The 15,520-nt window shown below is 72.4% G+C and carries 16 protein-coding genes; 14 read left to right on the top strand and 2 right to left on the bottom strand.

The window, feature by feature from the left end; genetic code table 11:
- Window positions 1-64 precede the first annotated feature (64 nt).
- Complete coding sequence (locus ACIQ6Y_RS12240; protein ID WP_404036225.1) at window positions 65-580, bottom strand: heme-degrading domain-containing protein; 516 nt, start codon at window positions 578-580, stop codon at window positions 65-67.
- Window positions 580-1,680, bottom strand: coding sequence for a Gfo/Idh/MocA family oxidoreductase (locus tag ACIQ6Y_RS12235; RefSeq protein ID WP_404036222.1), 1,101 nt, complete (start codon window positions 1,678-1,680; stop codon window positions 580-582). The genes ACIQ6Y_RS12240 and ACIQ6Y_RS12235 overlap by 1 nt, the downstream gene beginning before the upstream one ends.
- Before the next feature lie 48 nt (window positions 1,681-1,728).
- Here ACIQ6Y_RS12235 and ACIQ6Y_RS12230 point away from each other — a divergent pair, with 48 nt between their 5' ends.
- From ACIQ6Y_RS12230 to ACIQ6Y_RS12165, 14 genes are all read left to right on the top strand, one after another.
- The gene (locus ACIQ6Y_RS12230; RefSeq protein ID WP_404036219.1) at window positions 1,729-2,952 is read left to right on the top strand and encodes an ROK family transcriptional regulator; all 1,224 of its coding nucleotides are present in this window, start codon (window positions 1,729-1,731) and stop codon (window positions 2,950-2,952) included.
- 348 nt (window positions 2,953-3,300) lie between these two features.
- Window positions 3,301-4,122, top strand: a complete 822-nt coding sequence (locus tag ACIQ6Y_RS12225; protein WP_404036216.1) for a hypothetical protein — start codon at window positions 3,301-3,303, stop codon at window positions 4,120-4,122.
- 53 nt (window positions 4,123-4,175) lie between these two features.
- Window positions 4,176-4,931: a GntR family transcriptional regulator gene (locus tag ACIQ6Y_RS12220; protein WP_404036213.1), complete on the top strand. Its 756-nt coding sequence runs from the start codon at window positions 4,176-4,178 to the stop codon at window positions 4,929-4,931.
- 131 nt (window positions 4,932-5,062) lie between these two features.
- Complete coding sequence (locus tag ACIQ6Y_RS12215; protein WP_404036211.1) at window positions 5,063-6,187, top strand: TIGR03364 family FAD-dependent oxidoreductase; 1,125 nt, start codon at window positions 5,063-5,065, stop codon at window positions 6,185-6,187.
- An 8-nt stretch (window positions 6,188-6,195) separates the two neighbouring features.
- Window positions 6,196-6,861 carry a phosphonatase-like hydrolase gene (locus ACIQ6Y_RS12210; protein ID WP_404036419.1) on the top strand — a complete coding sequence of 222 codons (666 nt, stop codon included), beginning with the start codon at window positions 6,196-6,198 and terminating at the stop codon, window positions 6,859-6,861.
- The gene (locus ACIQ6Y_RS12205; protein ID WP_404036208.1) at window positions 6,858-7,901 is read left to right on the top strand and encodes an ABC transporter ATP-binding protein; all 1,044 of its coding nucleotides are present in this window, start codon (window positions 6,858-6,860) and stop codon (window positions 7,899-7,901) included. The genes ACIQ6Y_RS12210 and ACIQ6Y_RS12205 overlap by 4 nt, the downstream gene beginning before the upstream one ends.
- Window positions 7,894-8,721, top strand: coding sequence for a 2-aminoethylphosphonate ABC transporter permease subunit (locus tag ACIQ6Y_RS12200; RefSeq protein WP_404036206.1), 828 nt, complete (start codon window positions 7,894-7,896; stop codon window positions 8,719-8,721). The genes ACIQ6Y_RS12205 and ACIQ6Y_RS12200 overlap by 8 nt, the downstream gene beginning before the upstream one ends.
- Complete coding sequence (locus ACIQ6Y_RS12195) at window positions 8,708-9,505, top strand: ABC transporter permease (protein ID WP_404036203.1); 798 nt, start codon at window positions 8,708-8,710, stop codon at window positions 9,503-9,505. Before ACIQ6Y_RS12200 ends, ACIQ6Y_RS12195 begins: the two co-directional genes overlap by 14 nt.
- A gap of 43 nt (window positions 9,506-9,548) precedes the next feature.
- Complete coding sequence (locus tag ACIQ6Y_RS12190; protein WP_404036200.1) at window positions 9,549-10,601, top strand: 2-aminoethylphosphonate ABC transporter substrate-binding protein; 1,053 nt, start codon at window positions 9,549-9,551, stop codon at window positions 10,599-10,601.
- Between the two features lie 50 nt (window positions 10,602-10,651).
- Window positions 10,652-12,139, top strand: a complete 1,488-nt coding sequence (locus ACIQ6Y_RS12185) for an alkaline phosphatase family protein (protein ID WP_404036197.1) — start codon at window positions 10,652-10,654, stop codon at window positions 12,137-12,139.
- Between the two features lie 96 nt (window positions 12,140-12,235).
- Window positions 12,236-13,015: an HAD-IIA family hydrolase gene (locus ACIQ6Y_RS12180; RefSeq protein WP_404036195.1), complete on the top strand. Its 780-nt coding sequence runs from the start codon at window positions 12,236-12,238 to the stop codon at window positions 13,013-13,015.
- Window positions 13,016-13,157: 142 nt separating this feature from the next.
- Complete coding sequence (locus ACIQ6Y_RS12175) at window positions 13,158-13,718, top strand: hypothetical protein (protein WP_404036192.1); 561 nt, start codon at window positions 13,158-13,160, stop codon at window positions 13,716-13,718.
- Between the two features lie 5 nt (window positions 13,719-13,723).
- A complete protein-coding gene (locus ACIQ6Y_RS12170) occupies window positions 13,724-14,386 on the top strand; it encodes a class F sortase (RefSeq protein WP_404036189.1) in 663 nt (220 codons plus the stop codon).
- Between the two features lie 113 nt (window positions 14,387-14,499).
- Window positions 14,500-15,513: a glycoside hydrolase family 6 protein gene (locus ACIQ6Y_RS12165; RefSeq protein WP_404036186.1), complete on the top strand. Its 1,014-nt coding sequence runs from the start codon at window positions 14,500-14,502 to the stop codon at window positions 15,511-15,513.
- Window positions 15,514-15,520 lie beyond the last annotated feature (7 nt).

Genomic DNA, 15,520 nt, shown 5'->3' with positions numbered 1-15,520 from the left:
GCGGAACCCTGCGGTTCCCGCGGACATCCCAACGCCGCCGGCCCTCCGGAGTCATCCTCGGCCGTCAGACTTTCAGGAACTCCTCCAGCGCCTCGACCACGAACCGGTGGTCCTGGAGCTGCGGCAGGCCCGAGACCGTCACCGCGCCGATCACGCCGACGCCCTCGACGTTGATCGGGAAGGAGCCGCCGTGGGCCGCGTACGTGTCCGGGTCCAGGCGGGAGGAGTCCTCGAAGGTGGTGCCCTTGGCGCGGAAGCGGGCGCCGACGAGGTAGGAGGAGGAGTGGTAGCGCTCCACGACCCGGCGCTTGCGGGCGATCCAGGCGTCGTTGTCGGGCGTGGCGCCCGGCAGCGCGGCGTGGAACAGCTGCTGGCCGGCGCGGTGGATGTCGATCGCGACCGGCGCCTGCCGCTCGCGGGCCAGCTCCACCAGGAGCGAGCCGAGCCGCCAGGCGTCGTCGGCGGTGAACTCCCGGAAGACCAGGCGGCGTTCCTGCGCCTCCAGCTCCTCGATGCCGGGGGTGAGCTCCGGGGTGATCTTCGGGGTCATGGCCGGCTTGTGCGTGCTGTGCGTGTTCATCAGAGAGAGACCACCACTCCGTCTCGGGCCGAACGGCGGGCCGCTTCCAGTACGTCGAGGGCGGCGGCCGCCTCCAGAGCGGTCACCGGGTTCGGGGCGCCGTCGCGCAGGGCGGCGGCGACGGCAGCGTAGTACGCCGGGTAGTCGCCGGGCAGGGTCGGCACGGGGCGGCCGCCGCCGGTCAGCGGGGACTCGCCGGACCCGAGGCGGCCCCACATCGCCTCGGGCTCCGTGCCCCACTCGGTGCCGTCGCCGGGGCGGGCGCCTTCGCGCAGGGCCGCCTCCTGCGGGTCCAGGCCGTACTTGACGTAACCGGCCTGCGAGCCGAGGACCCGGAAGCGGGGGCCGAGCTGGGCGGTGGTCGCCGAGACGTAGAGGTGGGAGCGGACGCCGCCGGCGTGCGTGATCGCGATGAAGGTGTCGTCGTCGGCCTGCGCGCCCGCGCGCCGGACGTCCGACTCGGCGTATACGTGGGTGGCCGGGCCGAAGAGGACCAGTGCCTGGTCGACGACATGGCTGCCGAGGTCGTACAGCAGTCCGCCGATCTCCGCCGGGTCGCCGGACTCCCGCCAGCCGCCCTTGAGTTGCGGGCGCCAGCGCTCGAAGCGGGACTCGAAGCGCCATACGTCGCCCAGCTCGCCGTCCTCCATCAGCCCCCGCAGGGTGAGGAAGTCGTTGTCCCAGCGGCGGTTCTGGAACACGGACAGCAGCAGGCCGCGCTCCTCGGTGAGCGCCGCCAGTTCGCGCGCCTCCGCCGCGGTGCCGGCGATCGGCTTGTCCACCACGACGGGGAGGCCCGCCTTGAGGGCGGCCGTGGCCAGCGGGACGTGCGTCTTGTTGGGCGAGGCGATCACGACGAGGTCCAGCTCGTCGGCACGGGCGAGGAGGTCGTCCGCGCTTGCGGCGACGCGTACGTCCGGGAACTCGGCGCGCGCCTGCTCCTGCCGCTCGGGGTTCGACGTGACGACCGTGTCGAGAGCGAGGCCCTCGGTGGCCGCGATCAACGGGGCATGGAACACGGACCCGGCCAGGCCGTATCCGACGAGGCCCACGCGCAGGGGGGCGGAGGAGCTGCCGAGGGGAGGAGTGCGACCAGTCATGCAGCCCACTTTCGCAACGCTGTTGCCAAAGTGCAAGCGCGGGGGAGAATGGGGGGTGTGATACGGGCGGAGGCGGGTGTGGTTGTGGGTGTGGACGGAGGGGGCGGAGTGAGTGGTCCTGAGGGGGCCGCTGTGCGGCACACTCCAGGAACAGTCGGTCGGGTCGGCGGAGCCCGCCGTGCTGCGGGGGCGAATCTCCCCGCCCTGCGCAGTCACAACACCGCGCTCGTGCTCGGGCTCCTGCGGGCGGCCGGGAGGGACGGGATCAGCCGGCTGGAGCTGGCCGAGCGGACGGGGCTGACACCGCAGGCCGTCAGCAAGATCACCGCGCGGTTGCGGGAGGACGGGCTGGCGGAGGAGGCCGGGCGCAGGGCCTCCACGGGAGGCAAGCCTCGTACCGTGCTGCGGCTGGTGCCCGGGGCCGGGCACGCGATCGGCATCCACCTCGACCGTGACGAGCTCCGCGCGGTGCTGGTCGACCTCGCGGGGGAGGTGGTGGGGGAGCGGCGCACGGCTCTGGACCTGGGCGCGGGTGCCGAGGCCGTCCTGGAGGCGGTGGGCCGGGAGGCGGCCGCGCTGGCCGGGGTGGAGTCCCTCGCCGAGAGGCCCACCCTCCTCGGGCTCGGGGTCGCCCTGCCCGGCCCCCTCGACCACACCAGCGGCGTGCTGCACCGCGTGACCGGGTTCCCGGAGTGGGACGGGTTTCCGTTGCGGGACGCGCTCGCGGCTCGGCTCGGGGTGCCGGTGGTGGTGGACAAGGACACCAACGCGGCCGCCCTCGGCCTCGCCGCGTCCGGTGAGGGCGGGTCCTTCGCCTATCTCCACCTCGGTACGGGGCTGGGGGCCGGCCTGGTCATCGGCGGGGCCGTGCACCGGGGTGTCCGCACGGGGGCGGGGGAGTTCGGCCACCAGGTCGTCGCCCTCGACGGCCCGCCCTGCCCCTGCGGCAACCGCGGCTGCGTCGAGGTGCTGTGCCTGGACGCCGTCGCCCGCGGCGAGGTCGCCGAGGCGGCCCGGGTGCTCGGGGTCGGCGCCGCCAACGTCGTCGGGCTGCTGGACATCGACCTCGTACTGCTCGGCGGCCGCACCGTCGCCGCCGCGCCCGACGCCTTCGTACGGGGTGTCGGCGCGGTCCTCGACGCCCACGCCCGGCGCGGCGGCGGCCCCGGCTCCCCGGTCCCCGTTCGCCTCGCCCCCGGCGGCACCCGCGGCGTCGCGGAGGGCGCGGCCCAACTGCTCCTGGCCCCCCTGTTCGGCCGGGCCGACGCCTGACACGCGGAAACCGGCCCCGGTACGGCAAGTTGCCCCGCCCTGACGGCATCCGCGGAGGGCGCCCCTGGTGGCACTTGCGAGGGACGCCGCCCAACTGCTCCTCGCCCCCGTCGGCCGCCCCGGCGCCTGAAGCACACGAACCGGCCCCTGCACGGCAAGCTGCCCCCGCCCCCGGCGGCATCTGGAGAGGCCGCCCCCGGCCTGCAATGCGCGGAGGATGCCGCCCACCCCACCGCAACCCCTCCTCCTCCACCTACAGCAACCCCCTCCCCCGACCGAGCGCACTCCCCCACACCCGCGGTGCGGCACCCGCCCCGCCCCCACCCCGCCCGTCATGCTCATGTGTTCATGCGACGAATGCGCCCATCCTCACCCCCCGCCCTCCGCCTCGCGGCAGCCGGAGCCGCAGCCGCAGCCGCCGCCGGGCTTCTCGGTGTGCCGGCCCCCGCACAGGCCGTCGAGGCCGGTCCGGCGTGCGCGGCGCAGGAGGGGCGTGCCTTTCCCCTCACCACCCGTATCCACGGCGGCCCCGAGACCTACGAACCGGGCGGGGCGCCCGGTGTCTGGTCGCTGGTGCTGACCAACACGACCGACCGCATCTGCACCGGCATTCACCCGGTGGTCGTGCTGACCGACGAGGAACGTGCCCTGCGGCCGGGCCAGCCGCGCCTGGACTTCTACGCCGGAGGCCGCCCGCACCGGGTGCGGTTCGAGGCCACGGACGAGGACGAGCTGGTCGGGGCGTTCGCCGACGACGCCGCGAAGTTCCCGGGGTTCAGCGTGGGTCCGGGAAGGACGCTCACGGTGAAGGTGCGGTTCGCGCTCGCCGAGGGCACCGTGCCGAACGAGGTCACCGCCACCGCAGCCGTCGTACAGCGCCGGGACGACGACGGGGACTGGGTCGGCCACTCGAACGACTACCGCTTCACCATCGGCACCGACCCGGACGCCACGGACTCCACCGAGCCCACGGATTCCGGCTCCACCGACCCCACCGGCCCTACCGATCCGGCGGACCCGTCCCCTCCCGCCGACCCCCGCTCCGACCGCCTCCCCTCCGTAGGAGAACTCGCCCGCACCGGACCCACCGCACTGCCCGCCGCCCTCGCGACCGCGGCCCTGCTGCTGGCCGCGGGAGCCGCGCTGCGACACCGCAGGAACGGCCGCTGACAGGAGCCCGGCCCTGCGGTGGGCCGCCACGCGCCGTCTGCGACGATCATTTCGTGGACTACCCGAACGACCAGGCCCCCGGCGCCCCCGTCCGCCGCGGCATCCCCGAGCATGGCCGTATCCCCAAGTACTACGCGGTCAAGGCCCAGCTCGACCGACTCGTCGAGGAGCTCCAGGAGGGCGCCCCGCTGCCCACCGAGCGCGACCTGTCCGAGCGGTACGAGGTCGCCCGCGAGACCCTGCGGCAGGCCATCCGCGAGCTGGTCCTTGAGGGCAAGCTGCGCCGCAGGGGCCGCGGCACCGTCGTCGCGGGGCCCAAACTGGAACAACCGCTGTCCCTCGCCAGCTACACCGAGGGCGTACGGCGGCAGGGCCGCACCCCGGGCCGGCACCTCGTCGGTCTCGACCGCTTTCCCTGCCCGGAGGCCCTCGCCGCCGAGACCGGGCTCAGCCGGGGCGAGCCCGTCTGGCACATGGAGCGCGTGCTGCTCGCCGACGACGAGCGGGTCGGCCTGGAGAGCACCTACGTCGCCGTCGGGCGCGTGCCCGACCTGGACACCGGCTTCGAACCCGACTCCTCCTTCTATGCCTACCTCGACGCCCGGGGCATCACCTTCGGCGACGCCGACGAGCGCATCGAGACCGTCCTGGCCACCCCGCGCGAGGCCCTCCTCATCGGCACCCCGCCCGCCCTGCCCATGCTCCTGATCCACCGGATCTCGCGGGACACCGAGGGCCGCCCCCTGGAGCGGGTCCGCACCCTCTTCCGCGGCGACCGCTTCTCCTTCACCACCCGCCTCGGCGGCTGAAAATCACCCTCCGATGCACTCTCGGAAAATAACGAACGCATAACGGGTCTAGCCCAAACGTGATGACCAGTTCACGCTCTCGTTGTCAGCCGGACCCTTCCGGTTCCCCGACCCCGAGGAGTGTTGCCGCCGTGAGAGTGATAGTCGTCGGAGCCGGCGTGGTGGGCACCCTGCACGCCTGGCACGCAATTCAGCGCGGCCATGAGGTCGTACAGATCGAGCGCGAGGCCGAGGCCCGCGGTGCCTCCCTGCGCAATTTCGGCCAGATCTGGGTCAGTGGCCGCGCGGGCGGCGAGGAACTCGACACCGCCCTGCGGGCGAGAGAGCTGTGGGAGGAGATCGGCGCCCGGGTGCCCGCACTCGGCTTCCGCCCCAACGGCTCCCTCACCCCGGTCCGCGGCGACCTCGAACTCGCCGTCGCCGAGGCGGCCGTGGCCCGCGAGGACGCCACCGCCCGCGGCTACAAGCTGCTCGGCCCCGCCGAGGCACGCGCCCTGAACCCCGCCCTGCGCGGCGAGTTCACCGCGGCCCTGTACTGCGAGCGCGACGCGGCCGTCGAACCCCGCACCGCCCAGCTCGCCCTGCGCGCCGAGCTGCAGAAGTCGCCGAACTACCGCTTTCTGCCCGGCCGCGAGGTCCGTGACGTCGTCGGCGAGAACGCCGTACGCGACGACCACGGCGACGTGCATCACGGCGACGCCGTCCTCCTGTGCACCGGCGCCTGGCTCGGCGGCCTGGTCCGCGAAGTAGCCGGCCCCGACCTGCCCGTGCGCCGCGTCCGCCTCCAGATGATGCAGACCGACCCGCTCGGCGAGCCCCTGACCACCTCGGTCGCCGACGCCGACAGCTTCCGCTACTACCCGGCGTACGCATCCACGGCACTCGACGCCCTCAACGCCGGTCAGCCGCAGGCGAGGACGGCCGCGGACCACCGTATGCAGCTGCTCATGGTCCAGCGCGCCGACGGCGGGCTCACCATCGGCGACACCCACGAGTACGAGCACCCCTTCGCCTTCGACACCGTCGAGGACCCCTACGACCACCTCACCGAGGTCGTCGAGTCCTTCCTCGGCCGCCCGCTGCCGAAGGTCCGGCGCCGTTGGGCGGGTGTGTACGCGCAGTGCACCGACACCTCCCGTGTGGTGCACCGCCAGCGGGTGCGCGACGGGGTGTGGCTGGTCACCGGGCCCGGCGGGCGCGGCATGACCTGTTCCCCGGCGATAGCCGAGACCACCGCGAACGAACTGGGCTGGTGAGCACCACGATGACCCACGACCTTCAGTTGATCGTCCTCGACATGGCCGGCACCACCGTCGCCGACGGCGGCCTCGTCGAGCAGGCCTTCACCGCCGCCGCCCGGCACCTCGGCGAGGACCCGGCCGGCATGATCGACCACGTCCGCGCCACCATGGGCGAGTCCAAGATCTCCGTCTTCCGGCACCTGTTCGGCGACGAGGCCAGGGCCCAGGAGGCCAACAGGGCCTTCGAGGCGGCGTACGCCGAACTCCTCGACGGCGGCAGCGTCACCGCCCTGCCCGGCGCCCGCGAGACCATCGAGGAACTCCAGCGCCAGGGCCGCACGGTCGTCCTCACCACCGGCTTCGCCCGCCCCACCCAGGACGCCATCCTCGCCGCCCTCGGCTGGCAGGACCTGGTGCCGCTGACCCTGTGCCCCGCCGACGCCGGCGGCCGCGGACGCCCCTACCCGGACATGGTCCTCACCGCCTTCCTGCGGACGCGGAAAGCCGACTCCGTGGACCGGATCGCCGTCGTCGGCGACACGTCGTACGACATGCTCAGCGGGGTCCGCGCGGGCGCCGGGCTGGTCGCCGGTGTGCTGACCGGGGCGCATGACGAAGAGGCACTCAGGGCCGCCGGTGCGTCCCATGTCCTGGAGAACGTCGCTCAGTTGCCGGGAGTGCTCCGGTGAGCAGCAGCGGCATCCGCTTCGACTCCGTCACCGTCGCCTACGACGGCAACGTGGTCCTGGACGGCCTCGATCTGACCGTCCGCCCCGGAGAGGTCATGGCCCTGCTCGGCCCCTCCGGGTCGGGCAAGACCACCGCCCTGCGGGCCGTCGCCGGATTCGTGCGGCCCGCCTTGGGGCGGGTCCACCTCGGCGACCGGGACGTCACCGAACTTCCGCCTCACAAAAGGGGCATCGGCATGGTCGTCCAGAGCTACGCCCTCTTCCCGCACCTGCGCGTCGAGGACAACGTCGCCTTCGGGCTCAGGGCCCGCAAGGTGGCCAGGGCCGAGATCCGCACCCGGGTCGCCGAGGCGCTGGAGATGACCGGCATGGCCGCGTACGCCCGCCGCCACCCGCGCGAGCTGTCCGGCGGCCAGCAGCAACGCGTCGCCATCGCACGGGCCCTGGCCATCCGCCCGGCCGTACTGCTCCTGGACGAGCCCCTGTCCGCGCTCGACGCCCGGCTGCGCTCCGGCATGCTCACCGAACTCGCCCGGCTGCACCGCGACCTGCCGGACGTGTCGATGCTGTACGTCACCCACGACCAGGTCGAGGCGCTCACCCTCGCCGACCGGATCGCGGTGATGGACAAGGCCCGCCTCCAGGCCTGCGGCACCCCGCAGGAGCTGTACCGGGCCCCGGCGAACGAGTTCACCGCGTCCTTCGTCGGCAACGCCAACCTGCTGCCGGTGACGGTGACCGCCGAAAGCGTGATCTTCGCGGGTACGGAGCTCAAGACCGCCACCACGACCCCTCCGGGGCCGGCCACACTCTGTCTGCGCCCCCACCTCGTCGGCCTCGGCGACGGCCCCAACCGCCTCACCGGAACCGTCCGCGAGATCCAGTGGCGTGGCGCCACCCACCGGCTCCACGTCGACGTCGACGGCCACCGCGTCCTGGCCGACCTGGGCGAGCTCAAGCACCCGCCCGCGCTCGACGAGACCGTCACCCTGCACTTCGCGCCGGAGGACGCCGTCCTGCTGGGGGCCACCGATGGCTAGGGCCTGTCGTTTGGATCATGCCGGCGTCCAAACGACAGGCCCTAGGCGCCTGCTCTGGACCCTGCCCCCGGTGGCTCTCCTCGGCCTCGTCTTCCTCTACCCGCTCGCCCTCGTCGTCCAGCAGTCCTTCCAGCCCGACGACACAGGCACCTCCCTCCAGCCGTACGTCGACGTCTTCGCCTCCGAGTCGTTCCGGCGCGCGCTGTGGATTACGGTGTGGCTGGCGCTCGCCTCCACCGCCGGATGTCTGGTGCTCGGCTTCCTGCTGGCGCTGATCATCGCGTTCGTCCCGTTCCCGGGCGCGCGGACGGTGGCGCGGTTCATCGACGTCTACCTGTCCTTCCCGTCCTTCCTCATCACGCTGGCGCTGCTGTTCATCTACGGCAGCACCGGCATCGTCGGCTCGTTCCAGTTCCTCACCACGCCGTGGGGCGTACTGCTCGCCGAGATCACGTACTTCACCCCGTTCGTGATGCGGCCGCTGCTCGCCGCGTTCGCGCAACTGGACACCGCCCAGCTGGAGGCGGCGAGTTCCCTGGGCGCCAAGGCCCCCCGGATCGTCCGGCAGGTGATCCTGCCGGAGGCGCTGCCCGCCCTCGCCGCGGGCGGCAGCCTCGTCCTGGTGCTGTGTCTCAACGAGTTCGGGATCGTCCTGTTCACCGGGGCGAAGGGCGTCACGACCCTGCCGATGCTCGTCTACGGCAAGGCCATCCTGGAGTCCGACTACCCGGGCGCCTGTGTGGTCGCCGTCGTCAACGTCCTGATCTCCGTGGGCCTGTACGGCCTCTACCGGGTGGTGAGCCGCCGTGCTGGTGCATAGCCGCGGGGCGAGGTGGGCCGTGTGGGCCGTGTTCCTCGTCCTCTTTCTGCCCCTGTTCGCCCTGCCCCTGCTGGTCGTGCTGGCCGCGTCCTTCGCGACGAACTGGTCCGGCGTGCTGCCGTCGGGCTTCACCACCGGCCACTACGACGCCGCCACCCGCGGCGAGGCCCTGAGCGCCCTCACCACCAGCCTGCTCACCGCGCTCGCCGCGAGCCTGCTCGCGCTGGCCGCGGGCACCTGGGCGGCCCTCGCGGCCGCGGCCCTGCGGGGGCGGTACCGCAGGGTGATGGACGCCCTGTTCGTGCTCCCGGTCGCCGTGCCCTCGGTGGTCGTCGGCCTGGCGATCCTGGTCGCCTTCTCCAAGCCGCCCTTCCTGCTCAACGGCACCCGCGAGATCGTGATCCTCGCCCACACCGTCCTGGTCACCGCCTTCTCGTACCAGTCGGTCTCCGCCGCGATCACCCGCCTCGACCCCGCATACGAACAGGCCGCCGCCTCGCTGGGCGCCCGCCCCGCGTATGTCCTGTGGCGGGTCCGGCTGCCCCTGCTGCTGCCGTCCCTGACCGCGGCCGCCGGCCTGTGCTTCGCCCTCTCGACGGGCGAGCTGAGCGCCACGATGATGCTCTACCCGCCCGACTGGACCCCTCTGCCGGTCCTCGTCCACGCGGCCACCGACCGCGGCGCCCTCTTCGCCGGCTCCGCGCTCGCCATGGTCCTGATGGCGGCGACCCTGCTGGTCCTGCTCGCCATGTCCCGCCTCCGCAACCGCGCGTCCTACCGCTGACCACCGTAGAAAAGCCGTCAAAGAGCCAGGAGTTCACCTCGCCATGCCCACAAACGCCCTCAAGCCGGTCGCCGCCCTCGCCCTGCTGGCCGCCCCGCTCACCGCCTGCGGCGGGAACTCCGCCGCCTCCGACGAGAACGTCGTCACCGTGTACAGCGCCGACGGCCTCAAGGGGGAGAACGGCGACGGCTGGTACGACCGTGTCTTCGAGGACTTCGAGAACGAGACCGGCATCAAGGTCGAGTACGTCGAGGGCGGCTCCGGCGAGATGGTGCAGCGCGCCGTCCGCGAGAAGAGCAACCCGCAGGCCGACGTTCTCGTCACGCTGCCGCCCTTCATCCAGCAGGCCGACAGCAAGGGCCTGCTGCAGACGTACACGCCGAAGGGCGCCGAGCAGGTCGGCGGCGCCGACAAGGCCGCCGACGGCACCTGGACGTCGGTCGTCAACAACTACTTCGGCTTCGTCTACAACAAGAAGGAGCTGAAGCAGCCCCCCGCGACGTGGGAGGAGCTGCTCGACGGCACGTACAAGAACAAGCTCCAGTACTCCACCCCCGGCGTCGCCGGCGACGGCACCGCCGTGCTCATCAAGGCCATGCACGACTTCGGCGGCGAACAGCCCGCCATGGACTACCTCGGCAGGCTCCAGTCCAACAACGTCGGCCCCTCCGCCTCCACCGGCAAGCTCGCGCCCAAGGTCGACAAGGGCGAACTCCTCGTCGCCAACGGCGATGTCCAGATGAACTTCGCCCAGGCCAAGACCATGCCGAACCTCGGCATCTGGTTCCCGGCCCGCGAGGGCGGCGAGCCCACCACCTTCGCCCTGCCCTACGCCGCCGGCCTGGTCACCGAGGCCCCGCACTCCGGCAACGGCAAGAAGCTCCTGGACTTCATGCTGAGCCAGTCCGCCCAGCGCCAGGTCAGCGAGATCGGCGGCGGCTTCAGCGCCCGCCAGGACATCGAGGCCACCGACGCCAACGCCATCGCGCTGGACAAGCTCATGGACGGCGTCACCGTCTTCGAGCCGGACTGGAACGACATCGACAAGAACCTCAGCTCCTACGTCGACGCCTGGAAGTCGGCGACCGGCAGCTGAGCCCCTGCCTGCACGACCAGCGCGCTACCCCACCACCCACGGAGTATCACGTGTCGTCACCTCGCCTCACCCGCCGCACCCTCCTCCTCCTCTCCGCCGCCGCCCTGGCCGCATCCACGGGCCTGGCCCGGGCAGCCGCCCGCACTCCCAAGGTCCTGGTCATCGGCCTCGACGGCGCCCTGCTGACCCGTATCAAGGACGCCGACGCCCCGAACCTCGACGCCCTGATGGCCGCCGGCCTGACCGCCCCCAGCAGCATCTACGCCAACCCGCTCGCGCCCACCCTGTCCGGACCGGGCTGGTCGACGCTGATCACGGGCGTGTGGCCCGACAAGCACAACGTCAAGGACAACTCCTTCACCGGCGCCCGCTTCACCCAGTACCCCGACTTCCTCACCCGCGCCGAGACCGTGAACCCGGCCCTGACGACGTACGCCGTCTCCTCCTGGGCCCCGATCACCGACACGATCTTCTCGGCGAAGGTCGACACCCGCGTCTCCACCCCGAGCGCCGAGTACGACACGGGCACCACCTCCCGCGCGGTCGCCGCCCTGCGCGACGGCAACCCGGACGCCGTGTTCGTACAGCTCGACAACGTCGACCACGCCGGCCACAGCCACGGCGCCGCGAGCAGCCAGTATCTGGACGCGATCCGCGGGGTGGACGCCCAGGTCGGCCAGATCGTGAACGCGGTCAAGTCCCGCCCCACGTACGGGAACGAGGATTGGCTGATCATGGTCACCGCCGACCACGGCCACACCGACGCGGGCGGCCACGGCGGCTCCACGCTCCCCGAACGCCAGACCTTCCTCATCGCCACAGGCCCGGCCATCGCCTCCGGTTCGACGCGCTACGACGTGAAGATGCCGGACGTGGCCGCCTCGGCCCTGGCCCATCTCGGCATCGCCCTCGACCCGGCCTGGGGCCTGGACGGCCGCCCGCTCCAGCAGCCGCAGCCGGACGACTTCGACGCCCTGCGCGCCCAACTGCGCACCCGAACCGACGAGACGGGCATCCCGTCCGGGCTGCTCGGCTACACGCACACCCCGCCGGCCGGCTGGTCGGTCGACAACTCCGCGATGGGCACGGGCGGGGTCACCGAATGGCGCGGCTGGTCCTTCACCACCGACGAGTTCTGGACCCAGTCCCAGCGCGACCAGAACCGCGAGTGCAACGTCCGCGCCCGGGGTGTCTTCGCGGTCGCGGACGGCGACGAGTGGACCGACAAGACGTTCACCGGCACCTTCGACTCCACCCTGGTCAGCCCCGCCCATCCGGTCACCGGCGGCACCACCGCCACCCTCACCTACACCACCTACTACCGCCAGGAGTCCCCGCAGAAGGGCGAGGTGCTCGTCTCCTACGACGGCGCCGCCCCGACCGTCGTCCGCACCTACACCGCCGACGTCCCCTCCCGCACCGAGACCGTCCCCCTCCAGGTCCCGCCCGGTGCGACCACCGCCCGCGTCCGCTTCCGCTACACCGGCGGCAACAACTGGTACTGGGTGATCGACGGGGTACGAATCAGCGGCTCCTGACTAATCTTGGGGGCGTCGGTACGCCGTGGTTCCGGCGCCCCCGTTCCGCTCGTACGCAACGTTCCGCTCGTACGCAACGCCAGGAGACCGAAGCACATGGCAGACCGCAAGCCCATCGAGTCGTGGCTCACCGACATGGACGGCGTCCTGATCCACGAGGGTGTCCCGATCCCCGGCGCCGACTCCTTCCTGAAGAAGCTGCGGGAGTCCGGCAGGCCCTTCCTGGTGCTGACCAACAACTCCATCTACACCCCGCGCGACCTGCACGCCCGGCTCAAGCGGATGGGCCTGGACGTGCCGGTGGAGAACATCTGGACCTCCGCCCTCGCCACGGCCAAGTTCCTCGACGACCAGCGCCCCGGCGGCACCGCCTACGTCATCGGCGAGGCGGGCCTGACCACCGCGCTGCACGACATCGGGTACGTCCTCACCGACCACGAGCCCGACTACGTCGTCCTCGGCGAGACCCGCACCTACTCCTTCGAGGCCATGACCAAGGCGGTCCGCCTCATCAACGACGGGGCCCGCTTCATCTGCACCAACCCCGACGAGACCGGCCCCTCCACCGAGGGCCCGCTCCCGGCGACCGGTGCCGTGGCCGCGCTGATCACCAAGGCGACCGGCAAGCAGCCGTACTTCGCGGGCAAGCCGAACCCGCTGATGATGCGCACCGGCCTGAACGCCATCGGCGCCCACTCCGAGAACAGCGCCATGATCGGCGACCGTATGGACACCGACGTCCTGGCCGGCATGGAGGCGGGCATGCAGACCTTCCTGGTGCTGACCGGCCTGACCCGGCCCGACCAGGTCGAGAACTTCCCGTACCGCCCGTCGAAGATCGTCGACTCGATCGCGGACCTCGTCGAGCGGATCTAGGCGGAACTGCCGTCCTGACCGGCAGGGGGCGTGGCTGAAACGTCTCTGCCGCGAAAAGTGACCCGTTCGGAGCAACCGGACCCCGCTCGAGGATGCGGGGTCCGGCCGCGCGGGGGAGGCTCCAGGGAACTGGAGGTTCACGATGGGTTCCCTACGAGTCACTCTCTGTACAGCGGTCCTCGCCCTCACCGCCCTCACCACCCCGGTGGCCCACGCGGCGGACCCAGGTGTCTCGATCCGGCCCCAGGCCCCGGCGCCCGGCGGCGAGGTCTCCCTCAAGGTCACCGGCTGCCCGGGCCGCACCGCCACCGTCGCCTCACCGGTCTTCGTCTCCGACGCCCGCCTCACGGGCGGCGAAGGCACCCTGACCGGCGAGACCCGAGTGCGCACGAGCGCCGAGCCCGGCTCCCACGCCCTCACGGTCAGCTGCGGCGACCTGCGCGGCAAGGGCTCGATCACCGTCGCCACCCACCCGTCCGCTCCCGCCTCCCCGATCGCGCCCGTCCGCGCGGGCGGCGGCGGTGCGGCGCACCTCGCTTCCCCCGTCGACGCCCGCACCACCGGACCCGGCACCGCCCAGGCGGTGACCGGACTGATCCTCGCCGGCGCCGCCGCCTTGGCCGTCGTCCTGCTGCCCCGCGCCCTCGGTTTCGCGCGGTCCGGCAAGACCTCCGAGGCCCGGCGGAGCCGCGGACGGAAGTGACCGCCGTGTCCGGTCATGAACACCCCTCCGGGACGGGCCGGCTGCTGACCGGCCTGGCCTGGACGGTCCTGCTGCTCGGCCTGTGGCTGTGGGGCCACGGGATCACCGACGGCCACCACACGTCCGCCCCCACCACCGGCGACATGGCCGCCGTCGGCCGCCCGCCCCACGACAGGCTGCCGCCCGCGGTGAAACCCCTCGGCGACGCCCTGCCACAGCGCGTCGACATCCCCGGCCTCGGCATCCAGGCCCCCGTCGTCGCCCGCGGCCTGGACCGCGAGGGGGCCGTCGAGCCGCCGCCGTACGACCAGGCCGGTGTCGTCGGCTGGTACGCGGCCGGCGCCGCACCGGGTGCGCCCGGCGCGGCCCTCCTCGTCGGCCATGTCGACACCGAGACGCGCCCGGCCGTGTTCTACAAGGTCAGCGCCCTCCAGCCGGGCGAGACGGTCCGGGTGATCCGGGACGACGGCACGGTCGCCGAGTTCACCGTCGACGACGTCGACGTCATCGCCCGCGACCGCTTCGACGCGGCCCAGGCCTACGGCCCCCGCCAGGACGGCCGCGCCGAACTGCGCCTCATCACCTGCGGCGGCACCTTCGACCGGGCCAGCCGCAGCTACACCGCCAACGTGGTCGTGTCGGCGTACCTCACCGGCACCGGCGTCTGAGCGGGCGTTCGGGGGGTAACAGGTCTCCGACGTCGAGGCGGACGACCTCCAGGGCGTCCGCGCGCCTATGTCAGGATTGAGCCTTGAAACACTGCACTCCGAGGGGGAGCTGGATGTACGGCAGCAGGGGGGCGGCCGGAGTACGGGCGACCGTGGCGGTGCTGGGGGCGGCACTGCTGGTCGCGGGGTGCTCCTCCGACGGCAAGGACGAGCCGGACAAGGCCGACATACGCATCACCCAACAGCCCAAGAACATCACGCCGTTCTGGGTCAACCCGGACGGCAACGCGGTCGACCAGGTCGCCGCGTACGAGAAGGACGGCAAGAAGGCCGAGGCCGGGCAGATTCGCAAGATCGCGCAGCAGCCGACCGGCGAGTGGATCAGCCCCGAGGACCCCGAGAAGGAGGCCCGCGGCTTCACCGAGGCCGCCGCGAAGGCCGACCGCACGGCCCTCCTCGTCCTCTACAACATCCCGCACCGCGACTGCGGCCAGTACTCCGGCGGCGGCGCCACCGACGGCGACACCTACCGCGCGTGGATCGACGGCGTCGCCCGGGGCATCGAGGACCGCTCCGCGACGGTCGTCCTCGAACCGGACGCCGTCCTGCACCTGGTCGACGGCTGCACCCCGGACGAGTTCCACGAGGAGCGCTACGACCTCCTCGAGTACGCCATCGGCAAACTCACGGCCCTGCCGAACACCAAGGTCTACCTGGACGCGGGCAACGCCGGCTGGGGCCACCCGGACCAGATCCACGAGCCCCTGAAGTGGGCCGGCATCGACAAGGCCGACGGCTTCGCGGTGAACGTCTCGAACTTCTACACCACCGACGCCTCCCTCGCCTACGGCAAGCAGCTCTCCGCCAAGGTCGGCGGCAAGCCCTTCGTCATCGACACCAGCCGCAACGGCAACGGCCCCTACACCGAGGGCGAGGAGTCGGAACGCTGGTGCAACCCCCCGGGCCGCGCCCTCGGCGAAGCCCCGACCACGAAGACGGCCGACCCTCTCGTCGACGCCTACCTGTGGGTGAAGCGCCCCGGAGAGTCGGACGGAGAGTGCAAGGGCGGCCCGAAGGCGGGGGAGTGGTGGCCGGACTATGCAGTAAGGCTGGCTGAGCGCAGCTAGGGGCGCG

This window comes from Streptomyces sp. NPDC096205, assembly GCF_044763135.1.
Lineage (GTDB): Bacteria > Actinomycetota > Actinomycetes > Streptomycetales > Streptomycetaceae > Streptomyces.
Note: the sequence above shows the minus strand (reverse complement) of the source record. Positions and strands in the feature narration are given on the sequence as shown.